The sequence below is a fragment of the Chromobacterium sp. genome (assembly GCF_041912965.1).
Classification (GTDB): domain Bacteria; phylum Pseudomonadota; class Gammaproteobacteria; order Burkholderiales; family Chromobacteriaceae; genus Chromobacterium; species Chromobacterium aquaticum.
In genome coordinates this window covers 1-22,190 of sequence record NZ_JAYSGF010000051.1, presented here as the reverse complement: position 1 = coordinate 22,190, position 22,190 = coordinate 1, and the positions used below count along the sequence as shown (strand labels likewise).

Sequence of the window (22,190 nt, the reverse complement as noted above, 5' to 3'; positions counted from 1 at the left end):
TTTTCGCGATCTGGCCGCGCTTATTTCAGTGCGTAGATCGCCGGCAGATTGCGCCAGGCGCCGCGCACGTCCATGCCGTAGCCGAATACATAGCGGTCCGGCACGTCCAGGCCGACGAAGTCCGCCAGCATCGGCTTTTCCTTGCTGATCAGCTTGTTGGCGAACACGCCGCTGTAGAAGGCCTTGGCGCCCATGTCCATCACTTTGTCGCGGATCGCCGCCATGGTGTGGCCTTCGTCCAGGATGTCGTCCAGAACCAGCACCACACGATCGCGCACGTCTTCCTTGGGCGCCTGCTTCCACACCAGTTCGCCGCCCTGGGTCTTATCGCCGTAGCGGGACACGTGAACGTAGTCGAAGTCCAGCGGGAAGGCCAGGCGCGGCAGCAACTGACCGGTAAACACCACGGCGCCGCCCATCACGGACAATACCAGCGGATAGGTTTCGCCCAGTTCCTTGGTGATTTCCACCGCCATGCGGTCGACGGCCGCGCTGACTTCCTCCGCGGTGAACAGCACGTCGGAACTGTTGATCAGGCCACGGGCCTCGGCAATATTGGGCATGATGCCTCCTTGATTCACACGTACAAACGCCGCTCTTCATGACAGAGCGGCGTGATTGAGAAAACGATTAGTTCCTGGCCAGTGACTGCAAATAGGCGGTGAACTCAGCGCCGACCTCATGGTGCTGCAAGCCGTAATTGACCGTGGCTTTCAGATAGCCCAGCTTGGAGCCGCAGTCGTAACGCACGCCCTTGAACGGCAGCGCCAGCACAGCCTCATCCTTCATCAGGGCCGCGATGCCGTCGGTGAGCTGGATTTCACCGCCGGCGCCGGCCGTGGTGTTGACCAGCTTGTCGAAAATACGCGGGGTCAGGATGTAACGGCCCACCACCGCCAGATTGGACGGCGCCACTTCCGGGCGCGGCTTCTCCACGATATGTTCCACTTGCTGATGGCCGCGCGCGTCCGGCACCACCTTGACGATGCCGTAGGAGCCGGTTTCCTCCGGCGCCACGGTTTCTACCCCCAGCACCGAGGTATGGGTTTCGTCGAACAGCTTGACCATTTGCTCCATCGCGCCCGGCGCGCCTTCGATCAGGTCGTCGGCCAGGATCACCGCGAACGGCTCATTGCCCACCACCGGCCGCGCGCACAGCACGGCGTGGCCCAGGCCCAGTGCCTCGGTCTGACGGATGAAGATGCAGGACACCGATGGCGGGATGATGCCCTGCACCGTGTCCAGCAGCTTCTGCTTGTTCTTGTTTTCCAGTTCGGTTTCCAGCTCATAGGCCTTGTCGAAATGGTCTTCAATCGAACGCTTGTTGCGGCCGGTGATGAAAATCAGCTCGGTCATGCCGGCGGCGATCGCCTCTTCCACCGCGTACTGGATCAGCGGCTTGTCCACCACCGGCAGCATTTCCTTGGGGCTGGCCTTGGTGGCCGGCAGGAAACGGGTGCCCAACCCGGCTACGGGGAAGACCGCTTTCGTGATTTTTTTCATGCCCATTCTCGTTAACAAGCGTTGACAGCCGCGCATTCTACCGCGCTACGGCCCGCGGGTGAAAGTCCCACTTCACAAAGCGGCGGCAAAATGCTGAGCCAGCACCTGCGCCACACCCTCCAGCACCGCATCCCAAGCGCCGGCCTCGGCCTGGCGCCAGACCCGCATCGAGTCGTACCACGGCGCGCGCTCGCCGGCGGCCAGGAAGAAGGGCGCGCTTTCCGCGCGCATCAACACCCAGACCGGCTTGCCCATCGCGCCGGCCAGGTGGGCGACGGCGGTATCGACGGTGATCACCAGATCCAGCTCCGCCACCCAGGCGGCGGTATCGGCGAAATCGTTCAGGGCCGGCGTGCTCAACAAACCTTGCAAGGCCAAAGGCGTCGTTCCCGGCTGCAAGGACACGAAGTCGATGCCGGGCAGCCGGCACAAAGAGGCGAAGTCCTCCGGCGGCACCGATTTGTGGCGGCGCCAATGATCGGCCTTGCCCACGCCCCATTGCCCGCTCTCCCACACCACGCCGACGCGTGGACGGCCGCCGCCGCGCGCCGGGACCGCGGCCGCCGGCACCGCGCTCAGATAAGGCTGGCCGGACAGATTCTCCAGCGTCACGCCCAGCGCGCCGGGCAAGGACATCAGCGGCAGTTGCCAATCGAAAGCCGGCGCGGCCTCCGCTTCCAGCAGTTCGATGCCGTCGAATTGAGCGAACAGGCGATGAAAGGTTTTGGGGCAGGCCAGCAGCAGGCGCGCCCGCGGATGCTCGGCCCGCAGCCGCGGCAGGAAGCGCGCCATCTGCAGGCTGTCGCCCAGGCCCTGTTCCGCCCACAACAGCAAGACGGACGCGTCCAGCGCCTGGCCCTGCCAGCGCCGTTCGCGGTGACGCGGCTGCAGAATGGCTTCCCAGCGCGCCTCATAATACGGCCAGGCCTCGGCGTAGCGGCCGGCCAGCAATAGCGCGATGGACAGGCTGAAGCGCAGATTGGCGTCGTTCGGGTCCAGCTCCAAACCACCTTGCAACACGGCGATGGCGTCGTCCAGCAGCAAGGCGCAGGTGCAGGCGTAGCCCAGGTTGTTGCAGCGCGCCGGGCTGGCTCCGGCCAGCTCGATGGCGCGCAGATGGCAGGCGATGGCGTCCTGGTATCGCAGCCGATGCTGCAACACCACGCCCAGATTGCTCCAGGCGTCGACATGTTCGGGCTCCGCCGCCAGGGCCTCGCGCAGCAACGCTTCCGCCAGCTCCAGCTCACCCAACTCCTTGAGCAGCACCGCCAGATTGCATTTGATATTGACCGACTGCGGATTGAGCGCGGCGGCGGCCAGGTAGTCGTCCAGCGCGCGCGCGCTGTCGCCCTGACGCAAGCGGGCGTTGGCGCGGTTGGCCAGCGCTTGCCAATCCTGCGCATTCAAGCGCAGGCATTGATCAAACGCCTGCTCCGCCTCGCGCCAGCGGCCCTCCGCCGCCAATCGGTTGCCTTGTTTGAAGGCTTGGTCCGCCGTCATCTGTTCCGTTCCTTCTTAAAATACCTGCCACGAAAACCCCAAAACCGATTTAGCCACGGAAGCACACGGAAGGGCACGGAAGGCAAACCCTTTAGCCACGAAATCCACGAAAATAACAGCAGCCTTTGGTTTGGTCCGTGTTTTTCTGTGGGCTTCCGTGGCAAAAAACATTTCCCGCCGAGGCTACAGGCTCTTAAGTCACTCTCCGGCCAGCAAGGCTTGCAAGCCGGCCTCGTCCAGAATCGCCACGCCCAGTTCTTCCGCCTTGGCCAGCTTGCTGCCGGCCTCCGCGCCCGCCACCACGTAATGGGTTTTCTTGGATACGCTGCCGGACACCTTGCCGCCGGCGGCTTCTATCAATTCCTTGGCCTGGTCGCGGCTCAGCGTCGGCAAGGTGCCGGTCAGCACCAGGGTCTTGCCTTCCAGCACGCCGGCCGCCACCGCTTGCGCCGGCAGCGCCGCCAGGATCTCGTCGACCAGGGCGGCGAGCGCGCGCAGGCTGTCGCGCTTGCCCGGCAGGTCCAGCCAATCGGCCAGCCCGTTGATCACCTCGGCCGGCAGTTCCAGGTCCAGCAAGGCGCGCCGTTCGCGCCCGGCCAGCGCGGCCAGGCCGTCGATCTGCCCCGCCAGCTGTTGGCTGCGCACCTCGGTCAGACGCGGGATGTCCAGCCGCGCCAACAGCGCCGCCGGCAGCAAACGCTCGGCCAGGCGCGGCGACGGCGCGTGCTCGTCGGCCGGCGTCACATGGCTCAACAAAGCGTCCAGCGCGGCTTCGTTATTGGCTTCGGCGAAAAAGTCCGCCAGCGATTCCGCCACCACGCCGCCGATGTCCGGCAGCGCGGCGAACAAGGCCGCCGGCGAGCGACGGACCAGGGCCATCGTTCCCAGCCAATCGGCCAGGGTCTTGGCGGTGGATTCGCCGACATGGCGGATGCCCAGCGCGAACAGCAGCCGCGCCAGCGGCGGCCGTCGGCTGGCGGCGATCGCCTCGATCAAGTTTTCCGCCCATTTGCTGGCCACCTTGCCGGCCTTGACGGTTTCCGGGGTCACGCCCTCGTCCTCGTCGGCGCGGCGCTTCATTTCCAGCAAGTCTTCCAGCGTCAGCCGGTACAGATCGGCCACGCCGCGCACATAGTCGTATTCCACCAGCTTGTCGATATAGCGCTCGCCCAGGCCGTCGATGTCCATCATGCGGCGGCCGGCGAAATGCTGGATCGCCTGGCTGCGCTGCGCGCGGCAGGACAGGCCGCCGGAGCAGCGCGCCACCGCCTCGCCCTCTTCGCGCACCACATGGCTGCCGCATACCGGGCAAGTACTGGGCAGCCGGTAGGCCGGATATTGCGCTTCGTCGAACAAGCCGCCATCCGCGGCCGGCAGCATGGGCCGGCGCTCCATCACCACGGACACCACTTCCGGAATCACGTCGCCGGCGCGGCGCACGATCACGGTGTCGCCCACACGCACATCCTTGCGCCGCGCCTCGTCCTCATTGTGCAGGGTAGCGTTGGTGACGGTGACGCCGCCGACGAACACCGGCATCAGCCGCGCCACCGGGGTGATGGCACCGGTGCGGCCCACCTGTTCCTCGATCGCCTCGACCTGGGTCAAGGCCTCCTCGGCCGGGAATTTGTGGGCGATGGCCCAGCGCGGCGCGCGCGACACAAAGCCCAGTTCGTCCTGCAAGGCGCGCTGATTGACCTTGTACACCACGCCGTCGATGTCGAAAGGCAGGCCGGGGCGGCGCTGCTGCACTTGTTCGTAATAACCGATCAAGCCATCCACGCCGCGCACCACCGGCCGCAGGTCCTCTGCCACCACCGGGAAGCCCAGTTCCCGCAACCAGGCCATTTCCCCGCTGTGACTGGCCGGCCAGTCCGCGCCCTCCACCTGGGCGATGGCGTAGGCGAAGAAGGATAGCCGGCGCTGGGCGGTAATGCGCGAATCCAGCTGACGCAGGCTGCCGGCGGCGGCGTTGCGCGGATTGGCGAAGGTCTTGTCGCCGCGCGCCGCCTGCTCGCGGTTGAGCTTGTCGAAATCCTGCTTCAGCATCAGCACCTCGCCGCGCACTTCCAGCAGGCCGGGCGTGGCCGCGCCGGCCGGCAGCCGCAGCGGAATCGCGCGCACGGTGCGGATATTCTCGGTGACGTTCTCGCCGGTCACGCCGTCGCCGCGGGTGGCCGCCTGAACCAGCATGCCGTCGCGGTAAAGCAGGGAAATCGCCAGGCCGTCGAACTTGGGCTCGGTCGCGTACTCCACCTCGGCGACGTCCAGGCCTTTGCGCACCCGCTCGTCGAACTGCAGCAGCTCTTCATGGCGCAGTTCGCGCTCGCTCAGCTGCATATCGGAAAACGCGTTGGACAGCGACAGCATTGGCACGCTGTGGGTCACTTGCTGAAATTCGTCCAGCGGCGCGCCGCCGACGCGACGGGTAGGCGAATCCGCGCTCGCCAGTTCCGGATGCTCCTGCTCCAGTTGCTGCAGCTCGCGGAACAGGCGGTCGTATTCGGCGTCCGGCACGGTGGGAGTGTCCAGCACATAGTATTCGTGGCCGTAGCGGTTCAGCAGTTGATGCAGTTCGGCTACGCGCTGTTGCGGGGTTTGGGCGGTCATGTTCAGTCGGACTCAAACAGAAAAAGCCGGCGTGGCGCCGGCCTTGGATACGGAGGATTATCGAGCGGGCCTATCACCCCAGTGTAGCGGCTGGACAGCAAGGCGACACCAGGGCTTCCCGCCGGGTTCAGGCAAACAGTCTCAACGCGGCCACGCTGCCGGGGGCGATGCCCCGATCGTCCATGCTGCCGTAGATGTGCAGCAATTGGTCGCGGATGCGGGTCAGGCCGGCGTCGGACAGCGGACGGCGGTTGTCGTCCACCAGTTGGGCGTCGAACTCCTGCGCCAGCTGGCGCGCGAAGTAAACGGCGCGGTCGAACACCTCGACGCCGCCGGCCACGCGCGGCACGTCGAACAACAGCGTCAGCGCCGGGAAGGACTTGTCCAGCAAGGTGTGGAAGGTGAACGGCATCTGGTCGGCCGCCATCAGGGAATACAGGGTATTGCCGGAATCCGCCAGGTAGTGGAAGGCGCCGTCCGGCTCCAGCTGCAGGCCGGCCGCCTCGGCGAAGCTGCGCAGGCGGGTGCCTTCTATCGGCCCCTGCGGCACGATGTTGATGCCGATCAGCACGTCCACATCGGCGCAGAAACGGTCCAGTTCGCGCGCCGCCACCAGCTTTTGCTGGCGCTGCGGGAAACTGACCGCCGCGTCGTGCTCCTCGGCGAAACGCGACACCTGCTGGCAGAAGCCGGCCAGTTCCTGTTCGGTGACCGCGCCGCTGCGGTCCACCATCTGCATGCTGACGTTGATCTGCTTGTAACGGGTGCCGGGCAAGGCCTCGGCTGGCTTCCACAGGCCTTTCTCGGTGCGGCCGATCAACTGGGTGCGCTTGCCGACGTTGAAGCGCGGAATCGCCGCCAGTTCGTGCGGCGCGTGGAACACCACTTCGGCGATGAAATCCAGCGACGGGTCCAGCATCGCCACCACCAGCGCCTGGTGATCGGCGGAATCCATCTGCTGAACCTCTTCTTCCTCTTCCACCACCGGCACCGCGTCGAAAACCGCCTCGCGCGGCCGCGCGGCTTCCTGTCGCTCCGGCTCCGCCGGCGGCAGTTGCGGCTCGAAATAAGCGGCGGCGTAATCGTCCGGCTCCGGCGCGGCATCCACCAGCACCGGCTCCATCCGATCCTGCTTCACGCCGTCGCGCACATTGTTCTTGGGCACGTCCAGCAATACATCGTCATGACCGCCGCGCGTAAAGGCCTGGCGAGTCTTCTTGCGAAAACGCCATTCCTGAAAAGCATTGAATCCATATACCAGGGCGATGACCGCTCCGCCCAATATCAATACACCAATCTGTAATTCGCTCATCAGCCAGTCCGCATTAAGGCGAATAATCGAAGCCGTCGGCAGCCTCATCGCCGCGCGCCGGCGCATCTTTCGATGCGCGATGCGGCGTCTTTCGGCAATGGCCAGGCCGACAGCCTCCCTTTAAGTATTCGGCAACAAAACCGTTCGAATCTGGCGTTTCGGCCAGTCGTGAACGGCGATAGACCACGGTTATTATAACGAAAGCCTCAGCTTGCGCATCATTTGGCAGCAATTTAGCCGTAAATGCCTTGCCGCCAACATAAATACAAGCCGGGGCAATAGCTGATGCGGGCAGTTTGGCGTTTCAAACCAGGATCACAACCTGAATTGGATGCCGAATCGCCCCTGCTGGTTCCATCGCCTGGTTCGAAACTGCCGCAGCAGGCCGTTCAGCACCGCGCAGCCGGCCCGCCTCGAGTGGGCCGAATGGAAGCGGAACGTCATTTCAGGGCTCATAAGGTCCAACAGATGACATTTCTGACAGGGGCGCTCTGGAATATCTCGTGCCAGAATATTTCGTGTTCATGCAAATGAATGAATGATTCCAACCGTCTTAACACTGCTTAGGAAAGCAAGGGATAGATCGATGAAAAACACTTCTCAAGCCAGTTTCCTTCCGGTGGTCCACGAGCTGGCGCGCACCTACCAGGCGTTTGAACAGTTTGCCAGCCAGCACATTCGTCAGTTGGGCTTGACTCCGCCGCAATTCGACGTGGTCGCCACGCTGGGCCACAGCAAGGGCATGAACTGCAAGGAGCTGTCCGACCGCACGCTGATCACCAAGGGGACGCTCACCGGCGTCATCGACCGGCTGGAAGACAAGGGCCTGGTAACGCGCACCATGCAGCCGAACGACCGCCGCAGCGTGTTCGTGTCGCTGACCCAGCACGGCGAGCGGCTGTTCGACCAAGCCTTCCCCGCCCATATCGACTATATGCAGATCGCCTTCAAGCGCTTCGGCGAACATGATCTGTCCGGCTTCTGCCAGGAACTGGGCCGCCTGCGCGAAGGCTTCAGCCTGGCGCTGGAAGAGCAAGAAGAAGTCACCGCCTAGGCCAAGCATGCGCTAGGCGCCCTCACCCGGCGGCGAAGCGCGGCCCCCGCATTGCGGAGCCGCTCTCGCCGCCATTGCTTTGGCGCCGGTCCACGCTCAGCGTCTCTCAAAACGCACCGGCACCGTCAACACCGAATCCACCGGCTGGCCATTACGCTTGGCCGGTACAAAACGCCAACTCTCCACCGCGGCCTTGGCCGCCCGGTCCAGCCGTGGATAGCCGCTGCTGGCCGCCACCGTCACTTCGCTGGCGCGGCCGGCGGCGCTGACCCCGACCCGCAGCATCACCGTGCCCTCTTCGCCATTTTCCCGCGAGCGCTCCGGGTATTCCGGCTGCGGATTGCGCAGATATTCGGCCCGGTACAGCGCCACGCTATCCTGTCCGCCTGCCCTTGCCGCTCCGGAAGCGCCTTGCGCCGACGCCAAGCCGGCCGGCTCTCCTTCCCCAACGCCGGAGCCGCCTCCGACCACCGCCGGCAACGATGGGCGCTGCTGCGACGCAGCCTCGGCCGATGGCGCCGCCGGCCGCGCAATCGCCTTGGCAGCGGGAACGGACTTGGGCTGTGGAGATTGACGGCGCTCGACCGGCGGCGCTTTGGCTGCTTCCGCCCCCGCGCCATCGGGAACGCCGGCGGCCGGCGGCGCCGGCAAGCTCAGCGTCAGCACCGCCTGGCTGACGGGGGGGCGCGATGCGAACGGCCGCCAGCAAAACAAGAGCAACGCGTGCAGCAGCAAGGACACCAGCAAGGCCCAAGCCCACCCCGGTCGCGCGCGCATCCCGCGCCTCAGCAACGCATCCGGCTGCCCGGCCGGCTGTATTGCCACCAAGCCACCAGCATGGACACCAGATAAAAAACGAAGAACATGCCGAAGGCCGGCAGGAAGCTGCCGAAAGCGGCCAACGCGCTACCAAAGGATTTGGGAATCACAAAACCACCGAAGGCCGCCATCACCGAGCTGACATTCATCGCCGACGCGCCACGGCGGCCGCCGCGCGCATAGGCCTCGGCGACGTTCAGGCCGGCGGCCTTGGCCTGCTGGCCGGCCTGCAACAGAAAGACCTTGGGCGCCAACTGGAAAGATGAGCCGTTGCCAACGCCGGCGGCGAAGAAAATCAGCTGGAACATCGCCAGGAACAACCAGAACGAACCGCCGCTGCTGGCTGTGGGCATGCTCAGGTAAACGCCAACGGTGGCCAGCGCCATCACCCCATTGCTGAGCATGGTGGCGATGCCGCCGCCGATGTGGTCGCCCATCCAGCCGCCCAGCGGCCGCGACAGCGCGCAGATCATCGGCCCGATGAAGGCGTAGGGCGTGACGTCGATCAGCGGAAACATATTGCGCGCCAACAGCGGGAAGGCGGCGGCGAAGCCGAGAAAGGTGCCGTAGCTGCCCATGTACAGCAGGCAGATATACCAGGTGTGCGGATCTCGCATCGCGTCCAGCTGATCATGCGGCGTGATGCGCAGCTTGGGCAGGTCATGCGCGTAGAGCAGGCAGGCCAGCGCGATGACGACGATGAAGGGCAGCCACAGATAGCCGGCGTTCTGCAGCCACACCGGATGCACGGCGCCGCCGACGCCCCAGATCTGCGGCATGCCGCCGGCCGCGCCGAACAAGGGCAGCAGGATGGCGACCGGAATCGCCAGCTGCGCCACCGACACACCCAGATTGCCAAGGCCGGCGTTCAAGCCCATCGCCAGCCCCTTGGCCGCCTTGGGGAAGAAAAAGCTGGTATTGGACAGATGCGAGGCGCTGGCGCCGCCGCCGATGCCACATAGGCCGGACACCAGCAGCAGAATGGGAAAAGGCGTCGAAATATCCTGCACCACCGCGGCCACGCCCACAGCCGGCAGCAAGAGCAGCAAGGTGGAAATCCCCAGCCATAGGCCGCCGCCCACCCAGCTCCATATCCAGGAGTACAGCAAGCGCATCAAGGCGCCGACCAGCGGCGGTATCGACACCAGCAGGAACTGTTGCTGATTGCTGAGCGCGAACCCCACCGCCGGCAGGTTGACCACCACCATGCTCCACATCATCCAGATATTGAAGTTCAGGTGCAGCGACAGGATGGACAGCCAGAGATTGCGATTGGCGATACGCCGGCCGCGGCGCAGCCAGAAGATAGGGTTTTCAGGTTCCCAACGCTTGATGCTTACGGTCATGCCACTCATCCAGCAACGATATCGCCCGGCGGCCGTTGCCGTCGGGAAGCTGCGCAGTATGCCAGCCGCGCGCGCGGCCTAGTTTGCGCGCCGTCAAACTGTAACTGACGGCAATAGTCCGCGCCAGCCCGTTTAAACGATGGCTAACAAACCCGGCGGGTGCCAGGCGGGCTTTGCCACCGGCAGTAGCCGGTTGTCGGATACCAAAGACCTTGCGGCTGAAAAAGCGGAATGTACACGTGGTACATGAGCATTTCGAAGCGGGTTTCAACGCCGTATCGCCGACGCGCAGCAGATCGTAAACAGGTTCTTAGGCGGTTTCCCGCATTTTCAATGCTTCCACAATGTCCACCGCCACAATGCGGCTGACCCCCTGCTCCTGCATGGTGACGCCCACCAGTTGCTCCGCCATTTCCATGGTCAGGCGGTTATGGGAAATATAGAGAAACTGGGTGCGCTCCGACATCTGTTTGACCAGGTCGCAGAAGCGGCTGGTATTGGCGTCGTCCAGCGGCGCGTCCACTTCGTCCAGCAGGCAGAACGGCGCCGGGTTCAGGGAAAACAGCGAGAACACCAGGCTCATCGCGGTCAATGCCTTTTCACCGCCGGACAGCAGGTGAATGGTGCTGTTCTTCTTGCCTGGCGGCTGGGCGATGATCTGCACGCCGGCATCCAGCAAGTCCTCTCCGGTCAGCACCAGCTCGGCGCGGCCGCCGCCGAACAGCGTGGGGAAGAACTCGCGCATCTTGGTGTTGACCGCGTCGTAAGTGGCTTGCAGCATCTCGCGGGTTTCGCCGTCTATCTTGGCGATCGCTTCTTCCAGCGTTGCCATCGCCAGGGTCAGGTCCTCGGACTGGCTGGCCAGGTAATCGCCGCGTTTGCGGGCTTCATCCAGTTCTTCCAGCGCCGCCAGGTTGACCGCGCCCAGGCCTTCCAGCGCGCGCGCCAGCCGCGCGATTTCTGCGGCCAGCGCGTTCGGCTTCACCGCCTCGCTCAGATCGGCCATCAAGGCGGCCTCGTCGGCGCCGGCGCTGGCCAGTTCTTCGGCGAAGCGCTCCATCGCCAGCCGCGCTTCCTGGTGCTTGAGCAGCCAGTCCGAGCGCGATTCACGCAGCGCCGGCAAAGCGGCGTTGGCCTGTTGCTGCTGCTGGGTCAACTCGCGCAGCCTCTCGGTCAGGCCGTTGAGCCGGTCACGCACCGCGCCCAGCCGTTGTTCGCGCTGCTCGCGTTCGGCCAAGGCCAGTTGCAAGGCCTCTTCCGGCACCGCCTCTTCCACCGCCTCGGCCTCTTCGGCCAGGGCTTCCAGGCGCTCGGCCAATTGCTGATCGCGCTCGTCCAGTTCGCGGCCGCGCCGCGCCAGCTCGGCCACCTTCTGCTCGGCGGTACTCATTTCCAGCTTGATTTCGTGCAGCATGCGCTCGGCGTCGCGGGTCTTGTTGCGCGCCAGTTGCAAGCCGGTTTCGGCGTTCAGGCGGTCCAAACGCATGTCTTCCAGCTGTACCGCCAGTTCCTCCAGCGTCAGCGCCGCCTCTTCGCCCAGCATCTCGGCCTCGGCCATGCCTTCCCCGGCCAGTTCGCGCTCTTCTGCGATGCGGCTGCGCTCGGCCTCGATCGCCGCCAGACGCGCCGCGCCCTGGCGCGCGGCCTGGTCCAGCTTGACGTGTTCCAATGTGGCTGCGTTCAGTTCCGCTTCCAGCCGGGTCAGCGCGCCCTTTTGCGCGCGCACCGCTTCGGCCAGCATGCCACTGCGGCTCTGCGAGGATTCACGACGCTGCTGCAAGGCGCCCACTTCCGGCAGCAGGCTGTCCAAGCGCGCCTGCGCCGCTTCCAGCAGCGCCTTGCGCGCCATCAGGCCGTCGCCGCCGGCTTCGGCGTGCAGGCAGAGGCTGGCGGCGTAAACGCGATGGCCTTCCGGCGTCAGCAGGCAGGCGCCTGCCGGCAGTTGCTCGCGCAGCGCTTGCGCCTGCTCCAGCGAATCAGCCAGGTAGATGCCGGCCAGCCAGTCTTGCAAGGCCGGCACAAAAGCGTCGGCGGCGCGCACTTGCTGCAATAAGGTCGGCCATGGACGCTCAGGCTGCCACTCGCTGCGGGCGCCGCCGTCGGCCAACGCCAGCGCCGCCGGCGGCGGTTCTCCGGACAAGGCTGCGGCGCGCGCGGCCAGGCGCACCCCCAGCGCCGCCTCCAGCGCCGGCTGCCATTTAGGCTCCACCTGCAGGCTTTGCCACAGCTGCGGCGCATCGGCCAGACCCTGGCGCTGCAACCAGCCATCCAGTTGCTCGCTGGCCGCTTCGCGCGCCAGCATGCCGGCCAAGGCGGCGGCCTCGGCCTCGGCGCGCGCCTGTTCGCCGCGCAGCGCGGCCAGTTGTTCGTCCAGCTTTTCGCGCTCTGCCGCCAGGTCGGCCTGCTTGGCCTCGTCGGCCACCAGCCGCGCCCGCACCGTGTCCAAGGCGCCGCGCGCGCGTTCGACCTCGGCGGCGGCGGCTTGCTGCTGCGCTTGATCCGGCAGGTTCAGATCGCTCAGTTCACGCCGCAGCGCGTCCTCGCGGCTGGACAGCTGTTCCAGGCCACGGCGCAGATGCTCCAGTTTCTGGCGCGACAGGTCGCGGTCGCGGCTCAGATTGGCCTGCTGCGCGGTCAAGCCGTTCAAGTGTTGCTCGATGGCGCGGTATTCCGCCTCGGCGGTGGGCAGTTCGTCAGCGCCGTCCTCCAGCGTCATCTGCGCTTCTTCCAGCCGCATCTGCGCTTCTTCGCGCCGCGGCAGCCAGTCGTCCAGCTCCGCCGACACCTGGCCTCGGCCCTCGGCCAGCACTTGGCGCTCGGTGCGCACGCTGCCCAGTTCGCGGTCCACTCGGGCGCGGTTCTGCTCGCGGTGGCGCTGGGCTTCTTCCAGCCGCGCCAGCTGCGCATTGGCTTCGAACAAATGCTGTTGCGCTTCGTGCACTTCGTCGCTGGCGGCGAAATGCCCTTCGCGCACGGTTTCGGATTCGGCCTCCAGATGAGTGACCGCAGCCTCCAGCGCCGCTTCCTCGGTTTCGATGCGCGCCAGTTCGGCGCGCGCCGCCGCCTCGTTGCGCGCCGCTTCTTCGCGCCGCGCCAAGGCCAGCAGGTTCTGCTTGTGGGTCAGCGCGCCGCGCAGGTCGTGATATTGGGCCGCCACTTCCGCCTGCTCGGACAGGCGCTCCACCTGGCGCTCCAGCTCTTGTTGCAAGTCGGCGATGCGTTCCAGATTGGCGCGGGTGTCGGCGATGCGGTGTTCGGTCTCGCGGCGGCGTTCCTTGTACTTGGACACGCCGGCGGCTTCTTCCAGATAGGCGCGCAGTTCTTCCGGCCGCGCTTCGATGATGCGCGAGATCATGCCCTGCTCGATCACCGCGTAACCGCGCGCGCCGACGCCGGTGCCGAGGAACAGGTCGGTGATGTCGCGGCGGCGCACCTGCTGGTTGTTGATGAAGTAGCTGGATTCGCCCTGGCGGGTCAGCACTCGCTTGATCGCCACTTCCGCGTACTGGCCCCAGGCGCCGGTAAGCGCGCCGTCGCCGTTGTCGAACACCAGTTCCACCGAGGCGCGGCTGACCGGCTTGCGCGTGGACGAGCCGTTGAAGATCACGTCCTGCATCGATTCGCCGCGCAACTGCTTGGCCGAAGATTCGCCCAATACCCAGCGCACCGCGTCTATCACATTGGACTTGCCGCAGCCATTGGGGCCGATCACCGCCACCAGTTGGCCGGGCACGGCAATGCTGGTGGGGTCGACGAATGACTTGAAACCGGCAAGCTTGATGTGGGTGAGACGCAAAATGTCCTCGCAATGGCAGGGCGAAAATCGGCATTTTAGCAGTTGCCCGCTCTGGCTGCGCGTCGCGCGCGGGCCTGTTGCGCGTCGCGCAGCCGCATCTACCCAGCCAGCCCACTTATGCCATAATGGCCGCATGGAACCGCTATCGTTGTCCAATCACTTCTTGATCGCCATGCCCAATATGGCGGACCCGCTGTTCTCGCGCTCGCTGGTGTATCTATGCGAGCACGGCGAGCACGGCTCCATGGGCCTGATCATCAACAAGCCTTCCGGCATCGCCATGGCGCAGCTGTTCGACCAGATCGACCTGCCATTGGACGGTGAATCGCTGCGCGCCGAGCCCATCTACTTCGGCGGCCCGGTGCAACCGGATCGCGGCTTCGTGCTGCACATGCCGGTGGGCAATTGGCAATCCAGCCTACTGGTCACCGACGATATCGCGCTGACCACGTCCAAGGATGTGCTGATAGCGGTATCCGAGGATCACAATCAGCCGGAACGCATGCTGATCACGCTGGGCTATTCCGGCTGGAGCGCCGGCCAGCTGGAGCAGGAAATCGCCGACAACGGCTGGCTGACGGTGCCGGCGCGTCCGGACATCATCTTCGGCCTGCCTTGCGAAGAACGCTACGACGCCGCGATGGCGCTGCTGGGCTTCGATCCCTCGCTGTTGTCCACGGATGTCGGCCATGCCTGAAGGCTGCGCACTGGCATTCGACTTTGGCGAGCGCCGCATCGGCGTCGCCGTCGGGGACACCATCGTGGGCATTCCCCATCCGCTCATCACCATAGACACCGAAATCAACGATGCGCGCTTCGCCGCCATCGCCGCCTTGATCGCGGAATGGCAGCCGGCTCAGCTGGTGGTGGGGCTGCCCATGCATATCGACGGCACCGAGCACCAGATGACGCAGTTGGCGCGCCGCTTCGCCAACCGGCTGAAGGGCCGCTACGGTCTGCCGGTGTGGCTGGTGGATGAGCGGCTGACCTCGGTGGTGGCCGAATCCATGCTGGAAGAAGCCGGCGTGCGCGGCCGCAAGCAGAAGCCGGCGCTGGACCAGGTGGCGGCCCAGGCCATCCTGCTGACCTGGTTCGAGCACCCCGGCCACGCGGTCTGAACCCGATGAGATTATCGCCGCAAGCCCGGCTCAGCGCGCTGATGCTGGCCTTCCTGGCCAGCCTGCTGGGCCTGATCGCCATCCTGCTGACGCCGCATCAGCTGCGGGAATGGCGCAATGCGCCAGGCCATGTCGAAAGCAGCCGCATGCTGGTGGTGTCCAGCGCCGAACACCCGGACCAATTCTACTGGCAGCCCTATGTGCAATACCTGTACACGGTGCGCGGCCAGGTCTACCACAGCGACCGGCTGTTCGCCGTCGACAAGGCCCTGCCCGGCGACCGCAGCAACGCCGACGATCTGACCCGGCGCTTCCCCGCCGGCAAGGCGATCACCGTCTACTACAATCCGCGCAGCCCGGCCGAATCGGTGCTGATCAAGGGCGGCGACAGCGATATCGGCAGCGCCAAATTCATCCTGGCGGCGCTGAGCGCGCTGTTCGGCTGGGCGCTGCTGTACCGGCTGCGCGCGCGGCTGCCGCTGCCGCGCCGGCGCATTCAACGCGGCGCGCGCGTCCCATGAGCGAGAAAGTCATCGCCCTGCTGCTGATCGCCATCGGAGCGGCCATTTCCATCTATCTATGGCAGCAGTCTGCCAAGGCGCAGCAAGCCGCCAGTTGGCCCAGCACGGCCGGCAAGATCGTCTCCAGCGAAGTGGACTGGCGCCAGATGCGCGGCGGCGACAGCTCGGACCGCAAGGAGTACCGCGCCATCGTGCGCTATGAATACCTGGTGGCCGGCAGCGTCCACCACGCGCAGCAACTGCGCTTCCCCAACCCCGGCTACGGCGGCAGCGAGCAGCAGGCGCGGGACATCGTTCAGCGTTATCCGGCCGGCCAGGCCGTGCAGGTGTTCTACAACCCGCAGAATCCCGAAGAAGCCTGCCTGGAGCCGGGCAAGCACTGGACGGTGTGGCTGGGCCAGGCCATGGCCGCGCTGATCGCCCTCATCGGCCTGTTCTGGCTGCGCCGCTGAGCCGCAATATCTGGCAATACTTTAGCCATGGCGCGGAACGCCGCGCGGCGGCTATAACTCAGTCAGTTCCCGTCTCCATCTGGATTCGTCATGAGCAGCACCATCACCCAAGCCGCGCAGATCTCGCTGGCCAGCGCCGCCTTGCTCAATGGCGGCGTCGCGCCCTCGCCGGTGCAGCAGTCGGCGCAAGCTTCGCCGGAACTGACGGTCCAGGCCGCGCAGCTGGCGGCGGACGCCAGCGCCATCGTGACACTGGGCGGCGCCAGCGCTAGCGACCCCAGCTATAACGCGGCCGGCTTGCTCAACAGCTTCACCCAGGCCGGTACCCTGCAAGGCGGCCTGCTCAGCGTCGGCAACGGCGGCAACGCCGCGGATACCGCGCAGCAAAGCAGCGATCAGCAAGTGGTCGGCCAGTTGCTGGGCGGCGGCAGTAGCAGCAGCGCCGGCCTCAGCAATGCCTGGGCCTCGGTATTGCGCAGCAATCCCGAACTCGCCGGCCAGGCGATGCAAAGCAATCTCGACAGCGGCATCATCGACACCCTGGCCTGAGCCCCCCCTCGCGTTCCGCCGGACTTGCCCGCGCGGCATCCACCCCGTCTCTGCCATTTGACCGCCGTCGGGCGCTGCTCGCGCCCGCCCATCAAGATAAATAATTAAAAAACAATTATTGATTATGCAAAATATATAGTATTTAATTTTTATAATAGATACTGATAGCCACTGACAAAAAATGACATTGCCGTCACAATGTCGCCCCATCTGAAACTCCTCGCCGCCTAGTCGATGCCTCGCGCGCTGCCGATACTGCTATTGCTGTGCCTGTTCTTCGCCGCCCATGCGGCGCAAGCCGGCTTTCGTCCGTTCAGCGAACGGGACGCCAGCGCTTTTTGCAGCGCTGACGCCAGCCTGGGCATAAAACAGATTTCCAGCCCCGACTGGCAAGCGCGCTTCCAGCCGCTGCCAGACGGCAAGCTGGCGCGCGGCTATGGCCACGATACGTGCTGGCTGCGGCTAAAGCTGCAGGGTTTGCCTCCGCAGCCCTGGCTGGAGCTGATTCCCAGCTATCTGGCGCGCTTGAGCCTGTATCAGCCCTTGCCGGGCGGCGGCTGGCAGCGCAAGGACATCGGTTCCTGGCTGCCGGTGTCCACCATGGAGCTTCCGCTGAGCACCGCCGGTTTTTCGCTGCAGCCGCGCGAGCAAACCGTCTTCATCAAAGTCCAGTCGCTGACGCTGAACGCGCAACCGCGCCTGTGGAGCGAACCTGAGCTGGTCGCTCATCACAATGAGCGCCTGCTGCAGCTGGGCTTGATCTACGGCTATATGCTGACCATGGTGCTGATTGCGCTGGCGGCCTGGCTGATCATCCGCCAAGTGCAGCACGCCAAGCTGTTCGGCTACATCCTGGCGGTGGCCTGCCACCGCTTCGCCACCGACGGCATGGCCAGGCTGCTGCTGTTCCCGGAGCAGCCCAAGATCGCGCTGCTGTGCAACTACATCGGCCTGGGCGCCGCCGTCATCTTCGGCTGCGCCTACTTCGCCCAATTGCTGGGACTGAAGGACGGCCATCCACGCACTTACCGCCTGTACCAGCTGCAGGCGGCCACCGGCGCCGCCACCATCGCCTGCGCGCTGTTCTGGCCCTACGGCCTGGCTTACAGCATTCCGCTCACCCTGTACGCCATCATCGTCATCAATTTGCTGAGCATGCCGATCTGCTGGCGGCTGTGGCAGCGCAACGGCGGCGGCGACCGCCTGATCGCGCTGCACTTGCCCACCAATCTGGCACTCAATATTCCCGCGCTGTTATTGCACCTGGGCCACATCCCTTATCAATCCTGGATTCAGGAATATGGCCGTCTGGCGGACCTGCCACCCATCACCCTGCTCTACATCGGTCTGTTCCTGCGCATGCGCACGCTGGAACGCGAGCGCATCGAGGCCTTGCACCAGGCCAGCCAGGCCCAGGCCGACAGCCAGCGCCAGCGCGAGGCGCGCGAGGAGCAGGCCGATCTGCTGGCGATGATCACCCATGAAATCCGCACCCCGGTGGCCATCATAGACGCCGCCAGCAGCAGCTTGCGCCTGTTGGAGGAGGATGAGCCGGCGCAAGCGGTGCAGGCCCAGCGCCAAGCCCGTCACGAACGCATTCATCGCGCGCTGCAGCGCATGCAGGAATTGATGCTGCTGGCGGAACAGCACGGCCGCGCCGGCGTGGTCGACGCCGGCCTGCACAGCCAGTCACTGGATTTGCTGGAACTGACCCGGCAGACGCTGGAACACCTGGAAGCCGGCACCCAAGGCCGCTTCTGGCTGCAAAGCGGCGGGCCGAGCATGCCGCTGTGCGGCGACGCGCAACTGCTGTCTGTGCTGTTGCAAAACTTGATGGAAAACGCCTTGAAGTACGCGCATCCGGACACGCCTATCCAGATCGGCATCCACCATCACGGCGATCACATCGTCTGGCAAATCAGCGATCACGGCCCCGGCATCGCCTCAGGCCAGGAAGAAGCGATCTTCCAGCGCTTCACCCGGCTGGCGGAAACCAGCAACCGCCCTGGTCTGGGCCTGGGCCTGCACTTGGCGCGGCGCATCGCCGTCCAGCACGGCGGCGAACTAGGCCTGGACCCGCACTGGCCCCACGGCGCCAGCTTCATCTTGCATCTACCGAAAGCCGTTCATGATCAATATAGCCTTGCTTGAAGACAATCCGGACTTGCGCGAGGAACTACTGTTCCAGCTCGGCCGCAGCGGCTATCAAGCCGCCGGCTTCGCCTGCGGCCAGGACCTGGAGCGCCATCTGGCCGAACACTCCTGCCGCTTGCTAATCCTGGATCTGGGCCTGCCCGATGTGGACGGCCTGGAGCTGAGCCGGCGGCTGCGCGCCAGCCATCCCGGCCTGGGCCAGGTCATGCTCACCGCGCGCGGCGCGCTGGACGACAAGGTGCAGGGGCTGCAGCAAGGCGCCGACGCCTATCTGGTCAAGCCGACGCCGCTGCCGGAACTGCTGGCCACACTGGCCAGCGTGCTGCGGCGGCTGGACGGCAACGCTCCCGCCCGCTCCGCGGGCTGGCGCTACCATGCCGCCAATCGCATGCTGACCGCGCCCAACGGCCAGCAATTGCACCTGACCCACGCCGAACACCAGGTGCTGGCCACCATGCTGCGGCGAGCGCCGGAACCGGCCCACCGCCGCGAGCTGGCCGAGGCGCTGGGCGCCAATTATCTGCATTACGACGAGCGCCGCCTGGAAACCCTGATCAGCCGCCTGCGCCGCAAGCTCAGCGGCATCGCGCCGCAACACAATCCCATTCTTGCCGCCAGGGGCGTGGGCTATGGTTTCAGCGAACCCTGCCAGCCGCTTTGAGGCGGTAAAAAAAAGCGCGGCCCGCAATGGGCCGCGCTTGGGCGAACAAGAATGGACTCAGGCTCAACGGCGGCCGGACTTCTTGCTGTCCCGCTCCTGCTGCCGGGCTTCGCGCTCGGCCGCGCGGATGGCGGCCAATTCCTTGGCCCGCTTTTCCCAGGCCAGCCATTCTTCCGGCCGTTCCAGCGTGATGCGGCCGATATTGCCGTCGCGAAAATCGGTCAGCACGAGCTCGGCGGCCTTCTGCACATTGATCTTGCCGCCGGACTGCACCGCGCCGCGCTTGCGGCCTATCATTTCCAGCACCTGCCAATCCTGCAGGCCGGCGATGTCGTCCAGCTTGTAACGGGCGCTCAATTCCGGCACATAGTGCTGTATCAGATACTTGAGCAACTCCAGCGTCACTTCCTCTTCGTCCATCGCATTGCGCCCCACCGCGCCGCTGGCCGCCAGATTGTAGCCACCCTCTTCCACCTCGATCTTGGGCCACAACATGCCCGGGGTGTCGAACAGCTCGACATCGTCGGCCAGGATGATGCGCTGCTCGTTCTTGGTGACGCCGGGCATATTGCCGGTCTTGGCCACCTTGCGGCTGCTCATGCTATTGATCAGCGTGGACTTGCCCACATTGGGAATGCCGCAGATCAACACCCGCAGCGGCTTTTCCAGGCCGCCGCGCGTCGGCGCCAGTTCACGACAGGCCGCCACCAGCTTTTGCGCCGGCGCGCGCTCGCCGGCGTCCATGCCCAGCGCCTGGGTGTTTTTCTTGGCGCGATACCACTCCAGCCATTGCTGGGTGGCGGCGGCGTCGGCCAAGTCCTGCTTGTTCAGAATCATCAGCCGCGGCTTGCCCTTGGCCATGCGCGCCAGCATGGGATTGGCGCTGGAAGCCGGCAGCCGCGCGTCCAGCATCTCGATGACCACGTCGATGTCTTTCAATCGCTCGGCCACGTCCTTGCGGGCCTTGTTCATATGGCCGGGGAACCATTGGATTGCCATGCTTCAGCGCTTTCTTATCGGATCAAGTAGATAGGTTAGGCCATTATGGTCCAGCTCCTGCATCAATTGCAGCAGACGGCCAATCTCGCCGGGTGGAAAGCCTTCGCGGGCGAACCAGTTCAGATAGTTGCCGGGCAAATCGCAGATCAGCGTGCCCTTGTGTTTGCCAAACGGCATGGCCCGGGTCACCAGGCTTTGCAAATCATCGGCTTGCATTGCGCCCCTCGTTCAAACAGCTTGCGCATTGTGCCAAAACCGCGGCGCGCTGGCCATGCCCGCGCCCCTGGCTTGACATGGCGCAAGCGCCGGCCGGGTTTTGCTGGGGGCGGTCAGGCGCGGGGTTTAGCATGTAGGCGGCCTTCAAAAACCAGCGGCGCGCCAGCCGCCTATTTTCCGGTTCGCGCAGAACCTTTTCGGGCGCCGGGCATTGCATATGCCCGCGCCCGCTCTTTTTGTCCAGCGGACACTCACTCCGGCATCGGCTTGCCGTCGTTGAAATTCAGGAAACCGCGCACGATGCGGTAGACATACCATACCCAAGTGGCGCCCAGGATCACGAAACCCACCAGGATCCAGGCCAGCGCCACGCCCAGCACCGTGCCGAGCAAGGCCCACCAGAAGGTACGGATCTGCCAGTTGAAATGGCTTTCATAACGCGTGCCGCGCACATCGTCGCGCTTGACGTAGTTGATGATGACCGCCACCAAGCCGGTCAGGCCGACAAACAGGCTCACCGCCTGCAGGATATAGACCACCAGGGTCAGATTATTCAGTTTGCGTTCGTCTTCTTGCGTGATCACTTCCAGCGACATCATGCCTCCCCGGCTCAAAATTCATGCGAAACAATTATCAAGATACTCTAGCCAGCAAGGCTTGCAAGCGCCGCTCGCAATGCCGCGCCAGCCTGGCCCTGCCACCCGCCAGCGACAGCGCCACTTCGGCGCTGCGGCTCCAGGCCTGCAGGCAAAGCTCGCCACCGGCGTCCGCCACCAGGATGGGCAGCGCCGGCGTGAACGGCAGTCCGGCTTGTTCCGACCATGCGCGACAGCGTCGGTTCGCCAGATCCAGCCGGGAAAACACCTCCACCGTCACCAACACATGGCTGAGCCCCAGCAGCAGGATACGCGCCGCCAGCCAGTCCGCCGCGTCGGCCAGCCGCGCCGGCGTTGCGCCACCCTGCTCGCGCCAGCGCTGCGCCGCCAGCAACATGGCCATCGCGCGCAGTTGCGGCAGCTGGCTTTCCAGCACATCGCCGGACTGGCGCGCGGCGCTGATCGGCGCCGCATCCGGCGCCGGGTGGTTGGCGAAGCGCTCGCCGTCGGTCAACACTCTGACCGGCACCGCATCGCTGGGGCATAGCAGGGACCAAGACTGGCGCGCGATTTGCGCGGCATCGCTGACTTCATTCATGGGACGGACCTCCTGGGGTCTGGCCTGGCTTCCGGAGGTCATGTATTTCGGGGAGGAAAAACAAATGCCGCCGGTAGCGCGGCGGCATTTATCGGGAATCTTGCTAGTGCTGGGTCAATCTTTCAGTTCACAGCCATCCCTTGGCGCCGCCGGTGTGCGGTACCAATAAAAATAGCTGTTGAAGAAGGCGAAAGATTGGGTCATGTCGACCATGCTGCCAACAATCGGCCCGGCTTGTCAAGAAAAACCCCGGAGCACGCTCCGGGGTTTCGCCAAATCATCCCGCTTACATATTGGGATAATTGGGGCCGCCGCCGCCCTCGGGCACGGTCCAGACGATGTTCTGGGTCGGGTCCTTGATGTCGCAGGTCTTGCAGTGCACGCAG

Annotated in this window: 21 protein-coding genes; 8 read left to right on the top strand and 13 right to left on the bottom strand. The window is 65.1% G+C overall.

The window, feature by feature from the left end; all coding sequences use genetic code 11:
* Positions 1-20 precede the first annotated feature (20 nt).
* From ACE3QM_RS20365 to ACE3QM_RS20345, 5 genes are all read right to left on the bottom strand, one after another.
* Positions 21-563 carry a hypoxanthine-guanine phosphoribosyltransferase gene (locus ACE3QM_RS20365; RefSeq protein WP_048409236.1) on the bottom strand — a complete coding sequence of 181 codons (543 nt, stop codon included), beginning with the start codon at positions 561-563 and terminating at the stop codon, positions 21-23.
* 67 nt (positions 564-630) lie between these two features.
* Positions 631-1,503 (bottom strand): UTP--glucose-1-phosphate uridylyltransferase GalU, encoded by an 873-nt coding sequence (gene galU / locus ACE3QM_RS20360; RefSeq protein ID WP_374424436.1) that lies wholly within the window; start codon positions 1,501-1,503, stop codon positions 631-633.
* A 72-nt stretch (positions 1,504-1,575) separates the two neighbouring features.
* Entirely contained in the window at positions 1,576-3,003 is a 1,428-nt protein-coding gene (locus ACE3QM_RS20355; RefSeq protein WP_374424434.1) for a tetratricopeptide repeat protein, read from the bottom strand.
* Positions 3,004-3,201: 198 nt separating this feature from the next.
* Positions 3,202-5,613, bottom strand: a complete 2,412-nt coding sequence (gene ligA, locus ACE3QM_RS20350) for an NAD-dependent DNA ligase LigA (protein ID WP_374424432.1) — start codon at positions 5,611-5,613, stop codon at positions 3,202-3,204.
* A 127-nt stretch (positions 5,614-5,740) separates the two neighbouring features.
* Positions 5,741-6,925 carry a cell division protein ZipA C-terminal FtsZ-binding domain-containing protein gene (locus tag ACE3QM_RS20345; protein ID WP_048409233.1) on the bottom strand — a complete coding sequence of 395 codons (1,185 nt, stop codon included), beginning with the start codon at positions 6,923-6,925 and terminating at the stop codon, positions 5,741-5,743.
* 586 nt (positions 6,926-7,511) lie between these two features.
* Between ACE3QM_RS20345 and ACE3QM_RS20340 the strand changes: the two genes are divergently transcribed.
* Positions 7,512-7,979, top strand: coding sequence for a MarR family winged helix-turn-helix transcriptional regulator (locus ACE3QM_RS20340; protein WP_019103187.1), 468 nt, complete (start codon positions 7,512-7,514; stop codon positions 7,977-7,979).
* A gap of 96 nt (positions 7,980-8,075) precedes the next feature.
* On the opposite strand, the gene ACE3QM_RS20335 is transcribed toward ACE3QM_RS20340, so the two are convergent.
* The 3 genes from ACE3QM_RS20335 to smc form a co-directional block, all read right to left on the bottom strand.
* A complete protein-coding gene (locus tag ACE3QM_RS20335) occupies positions 8,076-8,756 on the bottom strand; it encodes an energy transducer TonB (protein ID WP_374424429.1) in 681 nt (226 codons plus the stop codon).
* An 8-nt stretch (positions 8,757-8,764) separates the two neighbouring features.
* Positions 8,765-10,144, bottom strand: coding sequence for a nitrite extrusion protein (locus tag ACE3QM_RS20330; protein WP_231463890.1), 1,380 nt, complete (start codon positions 10,142-10,144; stop codon positions 8,765-8,767).
* 310 nt (positions 10,145-10,454) lie between these two features.
* A complete protein-coding gene (gene smc / locus ACE3QM_RS20325) occupies positions 10,455-13,940 on the bottom strand; it encodes a chromosome segregation protein SMC (protein ID WP_374424427.1) in 3,486 nt (1,161 codons plus the stop codon).
* A 133-nt stretch (positions 13,941-14,073) separates the two neighbouring features.
* On the opposite strand from smc, the gene ACE3QM_RS20320 reads away from it, so the two are divergent.
* The 7 genes from ACE3QM_RS20320 to ACE3QM_RS20290 all read left to right on the top strand — a co-directional run bounded on the left by ACE3QM_RS20320 (position 14,074) and on the right by ACE3QM_RS20290 (position 19,395).
* Positions 14,074-14,637, top strand: a complete 564-nt coding sequence (locus tag ACE3QM_RS20320) for a YqgE/AlgH family protein (protein WP_048411730.1) — start codon at positions 14,074-14,076, stop codon at positions 14,635-14,637.
* Positions 14,630-15,058 (top strand): Holliday junction resolvase RuvX, encoded by a 429-nt coding sequence (gene ruvX, locus ACE3QM_RS20315; protein WP_369799220.1) that lies wholly within the window; start codon positions 14,630-14,632, stop codon positions 15,056-15,058. Before ACE3QM_RS20320 ends, ruvX begins: the two co-directional genes overlap by 8 nt.
* A gap of 5 nt (positions 15,059-15,063) precedes the next feature.
* Positions 15,064-15,579: a DUF3592 domain-containing protein gene (locus ACE3QM_RS20310; RefSeq protein ID WP_082151194.1), complete on the top strand. Its 516-nt coding sequence runs from the start codon at positions 15,064-15,066 to the stop codon at positions 15,577-15,579.
* On the top strand, positions 15,576-16,031 hold the full coding sequence (locus ACE3QM_RS20305; protein ID WP_048411733.1) for a DUF3592 domain-containing protein: 456 nt from the start codon (positions 15,576-15,578) through the stop codon (positions 16,029-16,031). Before ACE3QM_RS20310 ends, ACE3QM_RS20305 begins: the two co-directional genes overlap by 4 nt.
* A 90-nt stretch (positions 16,032-16,121) precedes the next feature.
* Positions 16,122-16,580, top strand: coding sequence for a hypothetical protein (locus ACE3QM_RS20300; protein WP_053074569.1), 459 nt, complete (start codon positions 16,122-16,124; stop codon positions 16,578-16,580).
* Positions 16,581-16,814: 234 nt separating this feature from the next.
* Positions 16,815-18,731: an ATP-binding protein gene (locus tag ACE3QM_RS20295; RefSeq protein WP_374424422.1), complete on the top strand. Its 1,917-nt coding sequence runs from the start codon at positions 16,815-16,817 to the stop codon at positions 18,729-18,731.
* Entirely contained in the window at positions 18,709-19,395 is a 687-nt protein-coding gene (locus ACE3QM_RS20290) for a response regulator transcription factor (RefSeq protein WP_374424420.1), read from the top strand. The genes ACE3QM_RS20295 and ACE3QM_RS20290 overlap by 23 nt, the downstream gene beginning before the upstream one ends.
* A 63-nt stretch (positions 19,396-19,458) precedes the next feature.
* Here the strand turns inward: ACE3QM_RS20290 and ylqF are convergent, their stop codons facing one another.
* From ylqF to ACE3QM_RS20265, 5 genes are all read right to left on the bottom strand, one after another.
* On the bottom strand, positions 19,459-20,394 hold the full coding sequence (gene ylqF, locus ACE3QM_RS20285) for a ribosome biogenesis GTPase YlqF (RefSeq protein ID WP_048411736.1): 936 nt from the start codon (positions 20,392-20,394) through the stop codon (positions 19,459-19,461).
* 3 nt (positions 20,395-20,397) lie between these two features.
* On the bottom strand, positions 20,398-20,610 hold the full coding sequence (locus ACE3QM_RS20280) for a DUF3820 family protein (protein WP_019100859.1): 213 nt from the start codon (positions 20,608-20,610) through the stop codon (positions 20,398-20,400).
* A gap of 251 nt (positions 20,611-20,861) precedes the next feature.
* Positions 20,862-21,206, bottom strand: a complete 345-nt coding sequence (locus ACE3QM_RS20275; RefSeq protein ID WP_231581078.1) for a DUF4870 domain-containing protein — start codon at positions 21,204-21,206, stop codon at positions 20,862-20,864.
* Between the two features lie 37 nt (positions 21,207-21,243).
* Positions 21,244-21,804, bottom strand: a complete 561-nt coding sequence (locus ACE3QM_RS20270; RefSeq protein ID WP_231463907.1) for a hypothetical protein — start codon at positions 21,802-21,804, stop codon at positions 21,244-21,246.
* A 286-nt stretch (positions 21,805-22,090) separates the two neighbouring features.
* On the bottom strand, positions 22,091-22,190 hold a 100-nt coding region (locus tag ACE3QM_RS20265), incomplete at its 5' end, for a 4Fe-4S dicluster domain-containing protein (protein ID WP_374424449.1).

What these genes read in the sequence shown, in the direction of transcription:
- ACE3QM_RS20365 (WP_048409236.1), bottom strand. Translation starts at nt 563, where the DNA reads ATGCCCAATATTGCCGAGGCCCGTGGCCTGATCAACAGTTCCGACGTG.
- galU (WP_374424436.1), bottom strand. Translation starts at nt 1,503, where the DNA reads ATGAAAAAAATCACGAAAGCGGTCTTCCCCGTAGCCGGGTTGGGCACC.
- ACE3QM_RS20355 (WP_374424434.1), bottom strand. Translation starts at nt 3,003, where the DNA reads ATGACGGCGGACCAAGCCTTCAAACAAGGCAACCGATTGGCGGCGGAG.
- ligA (WP_374424432.1), bottom strand. Translation starts at nt 5,613, where the DNA reads ATGACCGCCCAAACCCCGCAACAGCGCGTAGCCGAACTGCATCAACTG.
- ACE3QM_RS20345 (WP_048409233.1), bottom strand. Translation starts at nt 6,925, where the DNA reads ATGAGCGAATTACAGATTGGTGTATTGATATTGGGCGGAGCGGTCATC.
- ACE3QM_RS20340 (WP_019103187.1), top strand. Translation starts at nt 7,512, where the DNA reads ATGAAAAACACTTCTCAAGCCAGTTTCCTTCCGGTGGTCCACGAGCTG.
- ACE3QM_RS20335 (WP_374424429.1), bottom strand. Translation starts at nt 8,756, where the DNA reads ATGCGCGCGCGACCGGGGTGGGCTTGGGCCTTGCTGGTGTCCTTGCTG.
- ACE3QM_RS20330 (WP_231463890.1), bottom strand. Translation starts at nt 10,144, where the DNA reads ATGACCGTAAGCATCAAGCGTTGGGAACCTGAAAACCCTATCTTCTGG.
- ACE3QM_RS20320 (WP_048411730.1), top strand. Translation starts at nt 14,074, where the DNA reads ATGGAACCGCTATCGTTGTCCAATCACTTCTTGATCGCCATGCCCAAT.
- ruvX (WP_369799220.1), top strand. Translation starts at nt 14,630, where the DNA reads ATGCCTGAAGGCTGCGCACTGGCATTCGACTTTGGCGAGCGCCGCATC.
- ACE3QM_RS20310 (WP_082151194.1), top strand. Translation starts at nt 15,064, where the DNA reads ATGAGATTATCGCCGCAAGCCCGGCTCAGCGCGCTGATGCTGGCCTTC.
- ACE3QM_RS20305 (WP_048411733.1), top strand. Translation starts at nt 15,576, where the DNA reads ATGAGCGAGAAAGTCATCGCCCTGCTGCTGATCGCCATCGGAGCGGCC.
- ACE3QM_RS20300 (WP_053074569.1), top strand. Translation starts at nt 16,122, where the DNA reads ATGAGCAGCACCATCACCCAAGCCGCGCAGATCTCGCTGGCCAGCGCC.
- ACE3QM_RS20295 (WP_374424422.1), top strand. Translation starts at nt 16,815, where the DNA reads ATGCCTCGCGCGCTGCCGATACTGCTATTGCTGTGCCTGTTCTTCGCC.
- ACE3QM_RS20290 (WP_374424420.1), top strand. Translation starts at nt 18,709, where the DNA reads ATGATCAATATAGCCTTGCTTGAAGACAATCCGGACTTGCGCGAGGAA.
- ylqF (WP_048411736.1), bottom strand. Translation starts at nt 20,394, where the DNA reads ATGGCAATCCAATGGTTCCCCGGCCATATGAACAAGGCCCGCAAGGAC.
- ACE3QM_RS20280 (WP_019100859.1), bottom strand. Translation starts at nt 20,610, where the DNA reads ATGCAAGCCGATGATTTGCAAAGCCTGGTGACCCGGGCCATGCCGTTT.
- ACE3QM_RS20275 (WP_231581078.1), bottom strand. Translation starts at nt 21,206, where the DNA reads ATGTCGCTGGAAGTGATCACGCAAGAAGACGAACGCAAACTGAATAAT.
- ACE3QM_RS20270 (WP_231463907.1), bottom strand. Translation starts at nt 21,804, where the DNA reads ATGAATGAAGTCAGCGATGCCGCGCAAATCGCGCGCCAGTCTTGGTCC.